General features: G+C 73.1%; 16 protein-coding genes and 1 tRNA gene. 3 read left to right on the top strand and 14 right to left on the bottom strand.

The features are described 5' to 3' along the window. Positions 1-22: 22 nt before the first annotated feature. The 6 genes from AAG742_RS03680 to rpsB all read right to left on the bottom strand — a co-directional run bounded on the left by AAG742_RS03680 (position 23) and on the right by rpsB (position 5,060). Positions 23-643 (bottom strand): DivIVA domain-containing protein, encoded by a 621-nt coding sequence (locus tag AAG742_RS03680; RefSeq protein ID WP_298714640.1) that lies wholly within the window; start codon positions 641-643, stop codon positions 23-25. A 58-nt stretch (positions 644-701) separates the two neighbouring features. Beyond that, complete coding sequence (locus tag AAG742_RS03675; protein ID WP_298714637.1) at positions 702-1,532, bottom strand: phosphatidate cytidylyltransferase; 831 nt, start codon at positions 1,530-1,532, stop codon at positions 702-704. A gap of 26 nt (positions 1,533-1,558) precedes the next feature. Then, positions 1,559-2,116: a ribosome recycling factor gene (gene frr, locus AAG742_RS03670; RefSeq protein WP_298714634.1), complete on the bottom strand. Its 558-nt coding sequence runs from the start codon at positions 2,114-2,116 to the stop codon at positions 1,559-1,561. 53 nt (positions 2,117-2,169) lie between these two features. Then, positions 2,170-2,940, bottom strand: coding sequence for a UMP kinase (gene pyrH / locus AAG742_RS03665; protein ID WP_248115289.1), 771 nt, complete (start codon positions 2,938-2,940; stop codon positions 2,170-2,172). Between the two features lie 213 nt (positions 2,941-3,153). Continuing rightward, the gene (gene tsf, locus AAG742_RS03660; protein WP_298714631.1) at positions 3,154-3,990 is read right to left on the bottom strand and encodes a translation elongation factor Ts; all 837 of its coding nucleotides are present in this window, start codon (positions 3,988-3,990) and stop codon (positions 3,154-3,156) included. Positions 3,991-4,100: 110 nt separating this feature from the next. Next, a complete protein-coding gene (gene rpsB, locus AAG742_RS03655) occupies positions 4,101-5,060 on the bottom strand; it encodes a 30S ribosomal protein S2 (RefSeq protein WP_298714630.1) in 960 nt (319 codons plus the stop codon). A gap of 403 nt (positions 5,061-5,463) precedes the next feature. On the opposite strand from rpsB, the gene AAG742_RS03650 reads away from it, so the two are divergent. Further along, positions 5,464-6,150 (top strand): peptidoglycan DD-metalloendopeptidase family protein, encoded by a 687-nt coding sequence (locus AAG742_RS03650; RefSeq protein WP_298714627.1) that lies wholly within the window; start codon positions 5,464-5,466, stop codon positions 6,148-6,150. Here AAG742_RS03650 and AAG742_RS03645 read toward each other — a convergent pair. Next, positions 6,050-7,249, bottom strand: coding sequence for a glycosyltransferase (locus AAG742_RS03645; RefSeq protein WP_298714622.1), 1,200 nt, complete (start codon positions 7,247-7,249; stop codon positions 6,050-6,052). The two genes, AAG742_RS03650 and AAG742_RS03645, sit on opposite strands and share 101 nt — an antisense overlap. A gap of 446 nt (positions 7,250-7,695) precedes the next feature. Between AAG742_RS03645 and AAG742_RS03640 the strand changes: the two genes are divergently transcribed. Both AAG742_RS03640 and AAG742_RS03635 read left to right on the top strand, forming a co-directional pair. After that, positions 7,696-8,586: a LysM peptidoglycan-binding domain-containing protein gene (locus AAG742_RS03640; protein WP_298714619.1), complete on the top strand. Its 891-nt coding sequence runs from the start codon at positions 7,696-7,698 to the stop codon at positions 8,584-8,586. Between the two features lie 131 nt (positions 8,587-8,717). Next, positions 8,718-9,425, top strand: a complete 708-nt coding sequence (locus tag AAG742_RS03635; RefSeq protein WP_298714617.1) for a hypothetical protein — start codon at positions 8,718-8,720, stop codon at positions 9,423-9,425. Positions 9,426-9,433: 8 nt separating this feature from the next. On the opposite strand, the gene AAG742_RS03630 is transcribed toward AAG742_RS03635, so the two are convergent. The 7 genes from AAG742_RS03630 to AAG742_RS03600 all read right to left on the bottom strand — a co-directional run bounded on the left by AAG742_RS03630 (position 9,434) and on the right by AAG742_RS03600 (position 15,565). Continuing rightward, a tRNA-Ile gene (locus AAG742_RS03630) sits at positions 9,434-9,507 on the bottom strand. 58 nt (positions 9,508-9,565) lie between these two features. Then, positions 9,566-10,789 carry a glycosyltransferase gene (locus AAG742_RS03625; protein WP_298714615.1) on the bottom strand — a complete coding sequence of 408 codons (1,224 nt, stop codon included), beginning with the start codon at positions 10,787-10,789 and terminating at the stop codon, positions 9,566-9,568. A gap of 46 nt (positions 10,790-10,835) precedes the next feature. After that, entirely contained in the window at positions 10,836-11,777 is a 942-nt protein-coding gene (locus tag AAG742_RS03620; protein ID WP_298714612.1) for a DMT family transporter, read from the bottom strand. Positions 11,778-11,784: 7 nt separating this feature from the next. Further along, positions 11,785-12,426, bottom strand: coding sequence for a CDP-alcohol phosphatidyltransferase family protein (locus AAG742_RS03615; RefSeq protein WP_298714609.1), 642 nt, complete (start codon positions 12,424-12,426; stop codon positions 11,785-11,787). Between the two features lie 107 nt (positions 12,427-12,533). Next, complete coding sequence (locus AAG742_RS03610; protein ID WP_298714606.1) at positions 12,534-13,535, bottom strand: phage holin family protein; 1,002 nt, start codon at positions 13,533-13,535, stop codon at positions 12,534-12,536. Between the two features lie 161 nt (positions 13,536-13,696). Further along, positions 13,697-14,533: an aldo/keto reductase gene (locus tag AAG742_RS03605; RefSeq protein WP_298714603.1), complete on the bottom strand. Its 837-nt coding sequence runs from the start codon at positions 14,531-14,533 to the stop codon at positions 13,697-13,699. A gap of 105 nt (positions 14,534-14,638) precedes the next feature. Further along, a complete protein-coding gene (locus AAG742_RS03600) occupies positions 14,639-15,565 on the bottom strand; it encodes an SDR family oxidoreductase (RefSeq protein ID WP_298714600.1) in 927 nt (308 codons plus the stop codon). Between the last annotated feature and the right edge of the window lie 56 nt (positions 15,566-15,621).

The following is a 15,621-nucleotide window of genomic DNA, read 5'->3' as shown; positions in this document are numbered from 1 at the left end:
GCGGTCCTGGACGCCGGGCGGGTCAGCCGCGGCGCAGCAGCACGTCGACGGCGGCGTCCAGGTAGACGTCCACCTGCGCCTCGTCGTAGCCGTCGCGGCCCTCGGCCTCGGCGAAGGACGACCGGCGGACGTCGTCGGCGGTCAGCGGACGGTCCGCGGCGTCGCCGCGCTCAGCGGTGACCCGATGCGTGCTCCCGAGGGTCGCGCGGAGTCGGTCGAGGAGGGCATCGACGTCGTCGACGGCGTAGGCGGGGGCGTCCTCGCGGGTGGGGCGGCGGAAGCGCTCGGCGGGTGCGCGGTCCGCGCGGTCCAGGAGCTCGCGGGTGCTCTCCTCGAGCGCGGCGTCCCACTCCCCGTCGCCGTGCTCGCGCACGACGGCGTCCCGCTCAGCGGCGGTGAGGGCCTCCTCGAGGCGGTCCAGGGCGTCGTCCACCTCGTCGGTGGCGTAGCCGCCGTCCACGGTGGCGAAGCGAGCCTGGCGCACCTGCTCGGGGGTGAGCTCGCCGCGTCCCTCGGCGGCCTCGCGGGCGCGCTCCATGAACGCGTCCACGTGGGTGGGCTCGTAGCCGATCTCGTCCGACTCGACGGTCTGGAAGACGTGGTCGGCGGAGGGAACGGCGTCCTTCGGGGGGCGGGGGGTCATGGCGTCTCCTGCGGGGTGGGTCGGAGCCCCGCGGTGCGGGGCGGCGGGGGGAAGGGGATCAGGTGAACGGCAGCGCCATGACCGTGTAGGCCACGGGCGCCGCGAAGACCAGGGAGTCGAGTCGGTCCATGATCCCGCCGTGGCCCGGGAGCATCGAGGACATGTCCTTGATGCCGAGCTCGCGCTTGACCATCGACTCGGAGAAGTCGCCGCACGTGGCGGCCGCCACGGTGAGCACGCCCAGCAGCGCGCCCACCCACCAGGGCTGGCCCACCAGCAGCGGCACCGCCACGACGCCCACCAGCACGGAGCCGGCCAGGGAGCCGCCGAGGCCCTCCCACGACTTCCTGGGGCTGATGCGCGGGGCGATGGGCGTGCGGCCGAAGCGGTAGCCCACGGCGTAGCCGAACGTGTCGTTGGACACCACCATGAGGAGCAGGCACAGCACCATCATGCGCCCGTGCGGCTGGGCGAACAGCGCCACGCCGAAGGAGAGCAGGAAGGGGGCCCACAGCACCACGAACACGCCGGCGAGGATGAACTGCCCCGTGGGCCGACGCCGCGTGGCCGCCGTCCAGAGGCACACGGCCAGGAGTGAGGCGAGCAACGCCAGGAACAGGGCGGGGACGCCGCCCCACCACGTGGCCAGCGGCAGGGCCGCCGCGGCGATCCACAGCGGCGGACGTGGGACGTCCATCCCGATCCCCCGCACGGCGGCCGCCACCTCGGAGACCCCGCCCAGGAGCAGCGCCACGAGGAGCGTCACCAGCACCCACGGCAGCCACAAGAGGCCCACCAGGGCGACGGCCAACAGGCCGACCCCCACGACGACGGCGGACTTGAGGTCGCGGCCGCCGCGCGGGGGCGCGGTGATGGGGGCGGGTGTCATCGAGGCGGGACGCCGGAGCGCGAGGATCAGACCTCGAGCAGCTCGGCTTCCTTCTTCTTCGACATCTCGTCCACGAGGTCGACGTGCTTCTTGGTCAGCGCGTCCAGGTCCTTCTCGCCGCGCGTGCCCTCGTCCTCGCCGATCTCGCCGTCCTTGACCGCCTTGTCCATGGCCTCCTTGGCCTTGCGGCGGGCGTTGCGGATGGAGACCTTGTGCTCCTCCGCCTTCGACTTCACGAGCTTCACGTACTCCTTGCGGCGCTCCTCGGTCAGCTCCGGCATGACCACGCGGATGACCTTGCCGTCGTTGGACGGGTTGGCGCCGATCTCCGACTCGGACAGCGCCTTCTCGATGTTGCGCAGGGCGCTGGAGTCGAAGGGCGTGATGAGCAGCGTGCGGGCGTCCGTGGTGGTGAAGGACGCGAGCTGCTGCAGCGGGGTGTAGGAGCCGTAGTAGTCCACCATCACCTTGGAGTACAGCCCGGGGTTGGCGCGGCCGGTGCGCACGGCGGCGAAGTCCTCGCGCGTGGCCTCGATGGTGCGGTCCATCTGCTCTTGCGCGGACTGCAGGGTCTCCTGGATCACGGTCTCTCCTCGGTGGTGCGGTTCGGGTCTGGTGCCATCCTACGCGGCGGGGCTCACGGGGTGACGGTGGTGCCGATCGGCTCGCCGAGCAGCGCGCGGGTCACGTTGCCCGGGCCCTCCATGCCGAACACGCGCATGCTCAGGTCGTTGTCCTTGCACATGGTCATGGCGGTCAGGTCCATCACGCGGATGTTGTTCAGCAGCGCCTCGTCGTACGTCAGGTGCTCCAGGCGCCGGGCCGTGGGGTCCTTCTTGGGGTCCGCGGTATACACGCCGTCCACGCCGGACTTGGCCATCAGCACCTCGTCCGCGCCCACCTCGAGCGCCCGCTGTGCGGCCACGGTGTCGGTGGAGAAGTAGGGCAGGCCGGTGCCGGCGCCGAAGATCACGACGCGGCCCTTCTGCATGTGGCGGATGGCGCGCAGCGGGATGTAGGACTCGGCCACCTGCTCCATGTGGATGGCGGACTGCACGCGCGTGGACACGCCGGCCTGGAGGAGGAAGTCCTGCAGGGCCAGGCAGTTCATCACGGTGCCGAGCATGCCCATGTAGTCGGCGCGCCGGCGGTCCATGCCGCTCTCGGAGAGCTCGGCGCCGCGGAAGAAGTTGCCGCCGCCGACGACGATGGCGATCTCCACCCGGTCGGCCGCGGCGGCGATCTGCTCGGCGATCCCGCTGACGGTCACGGGGTCCACGCCGACGCTCCCGCCCCCGAACACCTCGCCCGAGAGCTTGAGCAGGACGCGGCGCCGGCCCGTCTCGTCGGCGTTCTGCTGCGCGGTCTCGGCCGTGCGGGGGGCTGCGGGGGCGCGGTTGGACTCCATGGGGATCTCCTGGCATGACTGGGGGACGAGGGGCCGCCGGCCGCGCGGAGGCGCGGGGCGGGCATCGTGCGCGAGTCTACCGGCCGGCGTCGTGGGCCCCACCCCCGGACCGGCACCCGGAGACGGCGTCGGACACGGGACGAGCCGCGCCCCCACCGATGAGGTGGGGACGCGGCTCGTCTCGAGTGCTCCGCCCGGCGCGGGCGGCGCGGATCAGGCGCCGACGCGGAAGCGGGCGAAGCCGGTGACGGCGGTGCCGGCCTCGGAGGCCACCTTGCCGACGGTGGTCTTCGGGTCCTTCGCGAAGGGCTGGTCCACAAGCACGATCTCCTTGAAGAAGCCGGTCAGGCGGCCCTCCACGATCTTCGGGAGAGCCTGCTCCGGCTTGCCCTCGGCGCGCGCGGACTCGTCGGCGATGCGACGCTCGTTCTCCACGGTCTCGGCCGGGACGTCGTCGCGGGAGAGGTACGTGGGCGAGTAGGCGGCGGTGTGCACGGCGATGTCGTGCGCGGCCGTCTTGGCCTCCGCGGAGTCGGCGTCGACGGCGAGCAGCACGCCCACCTGCGCCGGCAGGTCCTTGGAGGTCTTGTGGAGGTAGGCGTCCACGAAGGAGCCCTCGACGCGGGCCAGACGGCGCACGACGACCTTCTCGCCCAGCAGGGCGCCCTCCTCGATGACGTAGTCGCCCAGGGTGCGGCCCTCGTGGTCGGAGGCCAGCAGGCCCTCGACGTCGGTGGCGCCGGAGGCGACGGCGGCGCGCAGCACCACGTCGCCCAGGGTGATGAACTTCTCGGCCTTGGCCACGAAGTCGGTCTCGCAGTTGAGCTCGATCATGACGCCCACGCCGTTCTCGACGGTGGCGGCCACGAGGCCCTCGGCCGCGGAGCGGCCCTCGCGCTTGGTGGCGCCCTTGAGGCCCTTCACGCGGATGATCTCGGTGGCCTTCTCGGCGTCGCCGTTGGCCTCGTCGAGGGCCTTCTTGACGTCCATCATGCCGGCGCCGGTGCGCTCGCGCAGGGCCTTGATGTCAGCAGCGGTGTAGTTCGCCATGCTCGTTCGGTCCTTCCCGTGGTGGGGTGGTGCGGGATGTGCTGGGGATGGGATCCGGGGTGGGCGGCCCGGTGCCGATGGGCACCGGGCCGCCCCTCACCCGGGCGGGGTCACTCGGCCTGGGCCGGGGCCTCGGTCTCAGCCACGGTCTCCTCGGCCTGGGGCACCTCGAGGGCCGGCGCCTCGGTGGCGCCCGGCGCCACGGCCTCGCCGGCGGCCGGAGCGGCGGCCGCGGGGGCCTGCTCCTGGGCCTGCGGGGCGGCCTGCTCGGCGGCGGGAGCCGCGGTCTTCACGGCCTGCTCGGCGTTGTGCTGCTCGAGCAGCTCGCGCTCCCACTCGGCCATCGGCTCGGCGGCGGACTGACCGGACTTGCCGCCGCCCTGGCGGGCCATCAGGCCCTCGGCCACGGCGTCGGCCACCACGCGGGTGAGCAGGTTGACGGAGCGGATCGCGTCGTCGTTGCCCGGGATCGGGTAGGTGACCTCGTCCGGATCGCAGTTGGTGTCGAGGATCGCCACCACGGGGATGTTGAGCTTCTGCGCCTCGTCGACGGCGAGGTGCTCCTTCTTGGTGTCCACGATCCACACGGCGGAGGGGGTCTTCGCCATGTTGCGGATGCCGCCGAGGTTGGCCTGCAGCTTCTGCAGCTCGCGGTTCAGGAGCAGGAGCTCCTTCTTGGTGTGGCCGGAGCCGGCGACGTCCTCGAAGTCGATCTCCTCGAGCTCCTTCATGCGCTGCACGCGCTTGGAGACCGTGGAGTAGTTGGTGAGCATGCCGCCCAGCCAGCGGTGGTTCACGTAGGGCATGCCCACGCGGCCGGCCTGGTCGGCGATGGCCTCCTGGGCCTGCTTCTTGGTGCCGACGAAGAGGATGGTGCCGCCGTGGGCCACCGTCTCCTTGACGAACTCGTAGGCGCGATCGATGTAGGACAGCGACTGCTGCAGGTCGATCACGTAGATGCCGTTGCGCTCGGTGAGGATGAAGCGCTTCATCTTGGGGTTCCAGCGGCGGGTCTGGTGGCCGAAATGGACACCGGAGTCGAGGAGCTGGCGCATGGTCACGACGGGCATGACGTTTCCCTTCTGTGGCAGCCGTGGCACCCCGCGCTTCGCGCGCGGGCGGTCTGCCGGTCGGTTCTTGACGGTTGTCGGCCGCACGGCACGTGCGACCCCTGGCATCAGGACGGCGGCTGCCGGGCCCCGCGTGCACCCCCGACGACGCCGTGGCGGCGGAGGCGGGGGACCGAACGTGGGGGCTGGGCTCGCCGGAGCGGGCCCACCCTGATGCGCGTAGTCGGTGCCCGAGCGCACGGCGAGACGCCGGCGCAGGACACCGCTGGGGCCAAGCCTACCGCACCCGGGGTCGGCCGGACGCGGCCGGCCCGCTCCTGCACAGCGCGCGGAGAGCCCCGCTCCGTCCCCCATCCCGGGCCCGATCGAACCGGGCGGGGCGCGCCCCGGGCAGGCTGTCCGCATGGCCGGATCATCCCCTCCGCTCCCCCGCCCCCTCCGCGGCCCGCGGGCCCTCGCGGTGCTCGCGGTGCTCGCCACCCTCCTGGCCACCCTGCTCGTCACGTCCGTCTCCGTGCCCCTCACGGGCGATCCCTCCGCGGATCCCGCCGCCGCGCCGCACGGGCTGCTCGCCGCGGGCGAGGCGCGGCCCGGGTGGCGCGCGCCCGTGGCCGGGGCGGGACCGCAGGACGTCCGCCGGGCCTTCGCCGCGCCCCTCCAGCCGTGGGGGCGCGGGCACCGCGGCGTGGACCTGGCGACGGGCTCAGGGGCCGTCCGCTCCCCCGCGGACGGAACGGTGCGGTTCGCCGGCGGCGTGGTGGACCGTCCCGTGCTCACGATCGCCCACGACGACGGTCTCGTGAGCTCGTTCGAGCCCGTCACCGCCCTGGTCCCGGTGGGCGCGCGCGTCTCCGCGGGAGAGGTGGTGGGGACAGCCGACCCGCTGGGCGCGCACTGCCTCGTGCCGTGCGTCCACTGGGGCGTGCGCCGCGAGGACGGGTGGCGCGTGGGAGGGGCCCTCTTCGACCGCTACGTGGACCCGCTCTGGCTCATCGGCTGGAGCGGTCCCTCCGTCCTGTGGCCGCAGCACGGTCCTCGGCCACCCGGCGTGCCAGCCGCAGCAGGTTCCGCGCCGAGCGGTCCCAGCTGAACCGGGCCGCCTGGGCGGCGCTCGCGCGGGAGGCCCGCGCGAACTCCGCCGGGTCTTCGAGCTCGCGCACCCGCGCCACGAGGGCGGCGGGGCGGTCGCCGTCCAGCGGCACGCCGCGGTACGCCGGCGTGCCGGCCCCCGCGACCTCCTGGAAGATCGGCAGGTCCGAGCAGATCACGGGGGTGCCGTGGGCCATGGCCTCGGCGACGGGCAGGCCGAACCCCTCGGCCCGGGAGAGCGTGACGAGGGCCGTGGCCCGCCGCAGCAGGTCCGCGTACTCCGCCTCGGAGGCGCCGCCGTGGAAGAGGACCCGGGCGCCGGACTCCCCGGCGGCGGCGCGCCGTCCGGCCAGCCGGGCCTCCAGCTCGGCCCGTCGCTGCTGCGGGATCGGGGACAGCAGGTGCAGCTCGTAGCCCGGCAGCGCGGGGGCGGCGTCCAGCAGGGACTCCACGTCCTTGTAGTCCATGAAGGAGCCCATGTAGACCAAGAGCCGCTCCGGGGCGGCGTCCGGGTCCCGCGGCGTCGCGACGTCCGGCGGCGCGTTGCCGATCACGTGCACGGGCCGGCGGGTGAGGCGGTGGCGGGCGATCAGCTCCGCGGTGGTCTGCGAGACCGTTGCCACGGCGTCGCCCCGGTCCAGCAGGAGCCGCTGCGGCGCGTAGCTGAGGTGGTAGGCCCGCCAGAGCCAGCGGATCGGCTCGGGGAGGCGCCCCGGCGGGGTGGGGTGCTCGTAGTAGATGAGGTCGTGCAGCGTGAGGATCAGGCCGTAGTCCCGCCCCCACGAGCCCATCGTCTGCATGGGCGAGAACACCACGTCCGGCTCGAGCGCCCGGACCTGCCGGGCCACGAACGGCTCCCGGACGGAGACGGGGCCGGAGACCCGGTGCCACGGGACGCCCGCGGGGAGCAGGGCCAGCTGGCGCTCGTCGGCGATGAGCATGGCCGTCCGGACGCCTTCGCCGTCGGCGTCCCCCGACGTCGTCGTGATCCGGTGGACGGCCTCGATGAGGCTCGCGCCGTAGCGGGAGATGCCGTCGTGGAAGTCGGTGCGCGTGTAGCGCGCGTCCAGGAGGAGGCGCAGGGGGCGAGGGGCGGTCACCGCTCCACGCTAGCGCGCCCGGCCCACCGCAGGCCGAGACCCCCGTGAGCGTGGGGCCGGCCACGAGCGCGTCGACGTCGGCCCTCGGCACCGTGCGCCGTGCCCGCGAGAGGGCTGCCGCGCCCCCGGCGGTGGACGGGCGAGACGAGCCCGGAGCGACGACGTGGAGAACGTGTCCTGCGGCACACTCGCGAGGCGCGCAAGGCCACGTCAGCGCAGGATTTCGTGGATTGCCCCTGGATGTTCCCCGGCGTTCATATTGCGTTTCGATAACGATCCGGTATCTTTGATCACGGATCGGTTGCGATCCACTCCGGGCTTCCTCTCGCACCCTGCGTCCCGGTCTCTCCATCACTGTTCATCACTCGCACCAGCGGTCCGGCTACACCCGGGCACCACGTGGCGCCCTGCCCGAAGGACGCTGGTCACGAATGGGAAGTAGCGCCATGACTGAGATCTCCCCCGCCATCCGCCGGCATCACCGCGTCGCCGCGGCCTCCTTCGCCCTCGCCCTGAGCGCCGGCACCCTCGCCGGCGTCGGCACCGTCGCCGCGGCGCCCTCCGCGCAGGCCGCCGAGTCCACCTACACCGTGCGTTCCGGCGACACCCTGTGGCGCATCGCCGCCGCCAACGGCGTGGCCCTCTCGGAGCTGATGAGCCTCAACGGCCTCTCCGGGTCCTCGATCATCTACCCGGGCGACGTGCTGCGCCTCACCGGCACCACCACCGCGGCCCCGGCCCCGACCTCGGGCGGCACCTACACCGTGCGCGCCGGCGACGGCTGGTGGGTCATCTCCCAGCGCGTCGGCATGAGCATGTCCGCACTGACCTCCCTGAACGGCATGACGACCTCGACCATGCTGCACCCGGGCATGGTCCTGAAGACCTCCACCGCCGTCGAGCGCACCTCCACCACCGCTCCGGCCCCCGCCCCGGCCCCGGAGCCGGTGCGCCAGTCCTCCTCCAAGCAGGCCGCGATCGACTTCATGGTCGCCAAGGTCCGCAGCTCCTCCACGTACTTCGCCTGGGGCGGCAACGGCCCCTACGGCTACGACTGCTCGGGCCTCGTGAAGCAGGCCATGGCCCAGTCCGGCATCACTGTGGCCCGCACCAGCCACGACCAGTACGTGAACGCCCCCACCAAGGTCTCGCGTGCCAACGCCCAGCCCGGCGACCTCGTGTTCTGGGCCAACCAGTCCACCGGCCGCATCTATCACGTGGCCATGTACATCGGCGACGGCAAGATCGCCCACGCGCTGAACCCCACCGCCGACCTCGTCATCACGGACATGAACATCATGTCCTCGAACATGCTCTCCGTGGTGGGCCGCTACTGAGCCTGACCCCCGCCGCCTGAACGGCGGCACGGGAAGCCCGACGCCGGCCCCCGCCCCACGCGACCGAACGGTCCGGGGCGGGGGCCGGCGTCGTCTGCGGTCAGGACGGCGCCAGGACTAGGCTGGCGCCCATGACCACCCTTCTCTGGGGCGCGGTGGCCGCGTCGTCGCTGCTGCTGGGCGCCGTGCTCGCCACCCTGCGTGACTGGCACCGGGGCACGATCGGCCTGATCCTCGCGTTCGGCGCGGGAGCCCTCATCGCCTCCGTGTCCTTAGAGCTCGCCGAGTCCGGAGTCGAGGCGGCCGGCCCGCTGGCGGTGGGCGTGGGCCTCGTGGTCGGGGCGCTGGCCTACTTCCTCGGCAACGGCTACGTGGAGCGGCGGGCGAAGCACTCCGGGGGCGGCGCGTCCTCGGGCGCGTCCCTCACCGTGGGCGCGCTGCTGGACGGCATCCCCGAGCAGGTGGTGCTCGGCATCGGCCTGGCCATGGGCGAGGGGGTCTCGATGGCCCTGCTCGTCGCGGTCTTCATGTCCAACCTGCCCGAGTCCATCGCCGCCTCGGCGGACTCGCTGAAGGCCGGCAAGTCCAAACGCTCCGTGCTGCTGCAGTGGACCGTCGTGTTCCTGGTGTGCACCCTGGCGACCGGCGCGGGCGGCCTCCTCGCGGATGTCGCCTCCGCCTCCTTCACGGGGGGCGTGCAGGGCTTCGCCGCCGGCGCCCTGCTCGTGATGCTCATCGACACGATGGTGCCCGAGGCCCGCGAGGAGGGCGGTGAGACCGCCGGCCTGGTCACCGTGGTGGGCTTCGCGATCGGCGCGTTCCTCTCCCTCACCGGGTGAGGGTCCTGTAGGGCGTGCGGGACTTGAACCCGCGACCGAAGGATTATGAGTCCTCTGCTCTGACCGACTGAGCTAACGCCCCTGGCCCGCGCACCGGCGCGGGACCCGCCCATCCTAGCGAGGACGGGGCCGGCGTCGCCTCAGAGGGCCGCGCGGACCTCCGCCACCGTGGCACCGCGGTAGAGCCGCTCGAAGAGGTCCACGCTCTTCTCGGCGGAGTGCCGCACCGCCTTGGCGTGGGAGGCCTCCCCCATCGCCGCGCGCTCGGCGGCCGGGAGCTCCAGCACGCGGGCGATCCGCTCCGCGAGCGCGACGTGGTCGCCGGGCGGGAAGAGCCAGCCGTTGACGCCGTCGTCCACGAGGTGGGGCAGGGCCAGCGCGTCGGCGAGCACCACCGGGGTGGAGGCGCTCATGGCCTCGAGGGAGACCAGGGACTGCAGCTCCGCGGTGCCGGGCTGGCAGAAGACGTCCGCGCGCAGGTAGGCCCGGTGCAGCTCCTCCTCGGACACGTGCCCGCGCAGGTGCACGCGCTCCTCCACCCCCTCGGCGGCGATGACCTCGCGGAGACGGTCGCGCTGCTCGCCGTCGCCCACGATCTCCGCGTGCGCGTCGAGCTCGGGGCGGGTGCGCGCCAGGTGCGCGACGGCCCGGATGAGCACCTCCACGTTCTTCTCCACGGCCAGGCGGCCCACGAAGAGGATGACGGGGTGGTCCGGCTTCTCCACGACCTCGCCGGGGGCGAGCTCATAGGCCGCGGCGTCGATGCCGTTGGAGATCGGCAGGACCCGCTGGAGGCCGGCGTTCTCCGCCATGGCCTTCGCGGCGAGCGCGGTGGGGGTGGTGACCGCGGCACCCTTGCCCATGAGCCGGCCCATGTCCCTCCACGAGTTCCGGGAGACGATGTCCCGGAACCACTGGGGGAAGGGCAGGAAGGGGTCGAGGTTCTCCGGGATGAAGTGGTTGGTGGAGACGGTGCGGATGCGGCGCCGCTCGGCCTCGATGATCGCGGCCTCGCCGATGAAGTAGTGGCACTGCGCGTGGACCACGTCCGGCTGGACCTCGCGGAGGACGCGGCGCATCCCCGACTTCGCGTGCCACGGCATCACGAAGCGGTAGTACTCGTGCGTGAACGCCTTCACGGAGGAGAGCCGGTGCACGGTGGCCTCAGGGCGGTGCTCGACGGCGTCCGGGCCGGACTCGTTGCGCGCCGCGATCACGTGCACGTCATGGCCGCGGGCGTGCAGCGCACGGGCGAGGCGGAAGCAGAACACGGCGGCCCCGTTGACGTCCGGGGGGTAGGTGTCCGCGGCGATCAGCACCGTCAGCGGACGGTCCTCGGACTTCCGGGGGGCGCGGTCGGCCACGGGTGACCCTCTCTGGACGCAGGTGGTGCCGGGGATCGGCGTCGGCTCAGCGTGCCTCGCGGCGGGCCACCACGTCCGGGTGGCCGCGGGAGAGCTGGATGATGCCCACGGTAGCAACAACGGCGGCGGCCAGCAGGGCGGAGGCCACCCACAGGGGCAGGTGGGGGCGCAGCTCGTCCAGCACGGTGACGCCCACGAGCACGCCGACCATGGGGTCGACCACGGTCAGCCCCGCCACCACGAGGTCCGGGGGGCCGTAGCGGTAGGCGGTCTGCACGAAGTACACGCCGAGCAGGGCCGCGGCGGCGAGCACGGCCACTGTGCTCCAGGACGGGACCCTCCCCTCGAGGATCCGCACCGCGGTGAGGCGCACGCACACGGCCACGAAGCCGTAGAGCACACCCGCCGCCACGATCGGGACGATCGCGCTCGCCCGCCGGCTCAGCCACGTGGCGGCGACGGCTCCCGCGGCCACCACGACCCACGCGATCAGCACCGTCTCGCGCTCCTGGGCGTCCGTGGGCACGGCGGTCGGCTTGGTGGCCTGCATGGTCACGAGCACGAAGCCCACGGAGCCCGCCATGCACGCCCCGACGGCGGCCCACGTGCGCGGACCGATCCGCAGGCGCTCCGTGCGAGCGTGCAGCACCGTGGTGATGGCCACCGCGATCGCGCCGATCGGCTGCACGACGCTCAGGGGGGCGTTGGCCAGGGCGATCACGTTGAGGGCGATGCCGGCCAGCATGAGCACGCCGCCGAGCAGCCAGACCGGGGAGCGCAGCATGGCCAGGGCCCCGTGCAGGGCGCCGCGGGCGCGCTCGGCGGTGGGCGTCGTCGTCGCCGGGGCGGGCGGGGCGGCCACCGTGCCGCCCGAGGGGATGGCCGCGGCGGGCGGCTGCGTGCCGCGCACGCCGGCGGCCTGGCGCTCGCTGCCGAGCGCGAGGAAGAGGGCGCCCACCAGCGCGCACAGGACCGGGATCAGGTACACGGGGTGCTCACCCGGCCCACGCCGCGCGGTCGCGGGGATCGACGCCGGCGGCCCGCAGGGCGGCGGCCTTCGCCACGGCGCGACGCAGGTAGTCGAGCGTGGCCGCCACGTGGAGGATGCTCCCGGCCGCCACGAGCACGAGCGACACGGCGGTCCAGACCGCCGTGTCGGCCTCCGGGACGCGGGAGAGCAGCAGCGCGGGGGCGCCGGCGAGCAGGATCGCCGTGCGGACCTTGCCCAAGACGGTGACGGTGAGCTCCGGGCTGCCGCGGAACAGCCACGCGGAGACGGCCGCGAGCACCAGGTCCGGGACGATCACGGCGAGCGCGAACCACAGCGGGGCGATCCCGGTGCCGACGAGCGTGACCGCGACGACCATGAGGGAGAGCCGGTCCGCCGCCGGGTCGAGCCAGGCGCCGACGGTGGACATCATGTCGAACCGCCGGGCCACGTAGCCGTCCACCCAGTCGGTGCAGGAGAGGACGGCCAGGACGATGAAGGCCGTCAGGTACTCCCCCGACGTCGTGAGCCACACGAACACGGGCACGAGCCCGAAGCGGGCGAGCGTGATGAGGTTCGGCGGCGTCAGCCAGTCCTCGCGCACGGTGTACACATGCCCCTCCCGCAGGCCGGCATCGATCAGGCGCATCGCTCACTCCAGGGACGTCGGGCGGGTTCGGGACCACCCTACCGACGACGACGCCCCGATCCGCGCGGATCGGGGCGTCGACGTCGTGGGACCGCGGCCCCGGAGGATCAGTCGCGCTTCCTGCCCTTCGTGCCGAGGCGGGTGGCCAGGACGGCGAACGCGGTGGAGGAGGCGCCCAGGAGGGCCAGCGGCTGCCAGCGGTCCTTCACGTAGTCCTCGGCGGCGGCGGCCTGCTCGCCGGCGCGCGCGGCACCGGTGTACGGGGCGGTCTGGTCCAGGGCGTGCGCGGTGTCCGGGGTGGCGCCACGGCCCTTGCGCTGCGCGGTGAACGCGGCGATCTGGCCCTTCACGGAGGCGCGCTCGTCCAGGCCGGAGCGGATGTCGCCCAGGTGACGGCGGCGCAGGTCGGCGCGACGGCGGACCTCGTCCTCGGAGGCGGAGCCCTGCTCGGGATGCGGGGCGGCCTCGCCGCGCTTCTGCGCCTTCTTGTTCTCCTCCTGCTCGATCTTCTTCCGCTCGGCCTCGCGCTGCTTCTCGATGCGCTTGGCCTCGGCACGCTCCGCCTTGAGGCGGTCGTACTCGGCGGGGTCGAAGTCGTTGCCCTCCTTGAGGTAGCCGAGGTCGTACTCGAGGTTGCGGATGGTCTCGGCGGGCACGAGGGGCATGGCGCCCTTGACCTGCATGGCACCGATGCCGGCGAAGAGGAGGCCGAGCACCAGGAACGCGAGCGCCACCATGAGGGCGGGGAACCAGAACTGCGGGTCGGCGAACGCGCCGATGAGCGCCACCACGAGGGCGACGAGCACGAGGGCGAGGAAGAAGAGGCCGACGAGGGCCAGGGCGGCGCCGATGCCGGCCTTCTTGCCGGTGCCCTTGAGCTGACCCTTGGCGAGCGCGAGCTCGTCCTTGAGCTGCAGGGGCAGGAGGCGCACGACGGCGGCCAGGAGGTCAGAGAGGGAGCTGGCGCGCGTCTGGGCGGTGACCGGCGTGGTGGGGCGCGGGGCGCCGGCGGTGCGGGTCGTGCTCCCGGGGTCGGTGGTGGCGGCCGAGGTGGCCGGGCGCGGCGCGTCGACCCTCAGCGAGTCGGCGGCAGGGGCCTGATGGGACATGGGGTCATGCCTTCCGTGTGGTGCGGCGGAGGAGCGGCCGAAGCCAGGCGGCGGCCTCGTGAGGTGTTCGGATCAAAGTTATCACCGCCCGCCTCCGCGAGAGCGGGGGCGGGCGGCGGGCGCAGGCGATGACGGGGGCCGCGACCGGCTGAGTCGACGGGTCAGAAGTCGATGTCCGCCGGGTCCGGGCCGATGCGGCCGTCGGCGCGGTCGAGGCCGTCGATGCGGGCGATCTCGTCCTCGCTCAGCCGCACGTCCGCGGCGGCGAGGTTGGAGGCGATGCGCTCGGGCGTGACCGACTTGGGGATCACCACGTTGCCGATCGCGAGGTGCCATGCGAGGACCACCTGGGCCGGCGTCGCGCCGTGGGCCTCCGCGATCTCGGTGACCACCGGGTCCTCCAGGACGTCCCCGCCCTGGCCCAGCGGGGACCACGCCTCGGTGAGCATGCCGCTGCGCTCGCCGAATGCCCGCAGGTCCCGCTGCTGCCAGTAGGGGTGCAGCTCGATCTGGTGGATCACCGGGGTCACACCCGTGGCCTCGATGATCTCCTCGAGCTGGGCCTGCGGGAAGTTGGAGACGCCGATCGAGCGGACCCTGCCCTGGCGCTGCGCCTCGATGAGGGCCTTCCAGGTCTCCACGTACTTCCCCTGGGACGGCTTGGCCCAGTGGATCAGCCAGAGGTCCACGTAGTCCGTGCCGAGCTTCTCCAGGGACACGTCGAGCGCGGCGAGCGCCTCGTCGTACCCCTGGTCCGAGTTCCACACCTTCGTGGTGACGAACAGCTCCTCGCGCGGGACGCCGGCGGCCGCGATCGCGCGGCCCACGCCCTCCTCGTTGCCGTAGATCGCGGCGGTGTCGATGTGGCGGTAGCCGGCCTGGACGGCCTGCTTCACGACGTCGGCGGCCACCTCGTCCTCGACGCGCCACACGCCGTAGCCGAGCTGGGGGATGGACTGGCCGTCGTGGAAGGGGACGGCGGGGACGGCGGTCGTCATGGTGCTCTCCTCTGGTGCGTGATGCTGGTCTCGGTGGCTGACTCTACGACGCGCGCGTCCGTGGCGCTGACGACGTCGCGGGGAGGCCGCTCACGGCGGGGAACGTCACGGGGTGGGGGTGCCGCCGTTCGCGTTCAGCGTGTCCCCCGTGACGTAGCTGGACTCGCCCGAGGCGAGGAACACGTAGGCGGGGGCCATCTCCACAGGCTGGCCGGCGCGGCCGGTCGGGGTGTCCTGGCCGAACTCCACGAGCCTGTCCATGGGCTGGCCGTAGGAGACCTGGAGGACGGTCCAGATCGGGCCCGGGGCCACCGCGTTCACGCGGATGCCCTTCTCCGCGACCTGCTGGGCGAGGCCCTTGGTGAAGTTGTTGATCGCGGCCTTCGTGGCGGCGTAGTCCAGGATCATCGGGTTCGGGTTGTAGGCCTGCACCGAGGTGGTGTTCACGATCGCGCTGCCCGGGCCCATGTGCTTCAGCGCCGCACGCGAGAGGGTGAACATCGAGAGGATGTTGATCTGGAACGTCTCGAGCACCTGCTGGTCGGTGAGCGTCTCCAGGCTGTCGGAGATCAGCTGCTGGCCGGCGTTGTTGACCAGGATGTCCAGACCCCCGAGGCCCTGCACGGCCTCGTCCACGAGCCCGTTGCGGTAGTCCTCGTCCAGCAGGCTGCCGGGCAGGGCGACGGCGGTCCGGCCCGCCTCCTCGATCGCCTTCAGGACGCGGTCCGCGTCGGGCTGCTCCTCGGGCAGATAGGCGATGGCGACGTCGGCGCCCTCGCGGGCGAACGCGACGGCGACGGCGGCGCCGATGCCCGAATCGCCGCCCGTGATGAGGGCCCGGCGTCCCTCGAGGCGGCCCTTGCCCACGTAGGACTCCAGGCCGATGTCCGGCACCGGATCCGTCATGATGTCCAGGCCGGGCGCGTCCTGGCGCTGCTCCGGCGGGGAGACCTTCGGATGGCGGGTGCTCGGATCGTCGTGGGCGAGCTGCGAGCCCTGCACGGGGCTGTCCTTCTGGTTCGTCTCGGTCATGGCCTCGACGCTACGCCGCGGATGCGGGGTGGTGGCAAGGGTGGGCGGGCCACCGG

Source organism: Micrococcus sp. 2A, assembly GCF_039519235.1.
In the GTDB taxonomy this organism is placed as follows: Bacteria; Actinomycetota; Actinomycetes; order Actinomycetales; family Micrococcaceae; genus Micrococcus.
The sequence above is the reverse complement of the archived record's forward strand: the minus strand, read 5'-3'. Positions and strand labels throughout refer to the sequence as shown.

Bases quoted from the DNA above. Each gene is read 5' to 3' on its own strand.
- AAG742_RS03680 (WP_298714640.1), bottom strand. From the start codon at position 643: ATGACCCCCCGCCCCCCGAAGGACGCCGTTCCCTCCGCCGACCACGTC.
- AAG742_RS03675 (WP_298714637.1), bottom strand. From the start codon at position 1,532: ATGACACCCGCCCCCATCACCGCGCCCCCGCGCGGCGGCCGCGACCTC.
- tsf (WP_298714631.1), bottom strand. From the start codon at position 3,990: ATGGCGAACTACACCGCTGCTGACATCAAGGCCCTGCGCGAGCGCACC.
- AAG742_RS03640 (WP_298714619.1), top strand. From the start codon at position 7,696: ATGACTGAGATCTCCCCCGCCATCCGCCGGCATCACCGCGTCGCCGCG.
- AAG742_RS03600 (WP_298714600.1), bottom strand. From the start codon at position 15,565: ATGACCGAGACGAACCAGAAGGACAGCCCCGTGCAGGGCTCGCAGCTC.
- AAG742_RS03610 (WP_298714606.1), bottom strand. From the start codon at position 13,535: ATGTCCCATCAGGCCCCTGCCGCCGACTCGCTGAGGGTCGACGCGCCG.
- AAG742_RS03635 (WP_298714617.1), top strand. From the start codon at position 8,718: ATGACCACCCTTCTCTGGGGCGCGGTGGCCGCGTCGTCGCTGCTGCTG.
- AAG742_RS03605 (WP_298714603.1), bottom strand. From the start codon at position 14,533: ATGACGACCGCCGTCCCCGCCGTCCCCTTCCACGACGGCCAGTCCATC.
- AAG742_RS03615 (WP_298714609.1), bottom strand. From the start codon at position 12,426: ATGCGCCTGATCGATGCCGGCCTGCGGGAGGGGCATGTGTACACCGTG.
- AAG742_RS03650 (WP_298714627.1), top strand. From the start codon at position 5,464: ATGGCCGGATCATCCCCTCCGCTCCCCCGCCCCCTCCGCGGCCCGCGG.
- pyrH (WP_248115289.1), bottom strand. From the start codon at position 2,940: ATGGAGTCCAACCGCGCCCCCGCAGCCCCCCGCACGGCCGAGACCGCG.
- rpsB (WP_298714630.1), bottom strand. From the start codon at position 5,060: ATGCCCGTCGTGACCATGCGCCAGCTCCTCGACTCCGGTGTCCATTTC.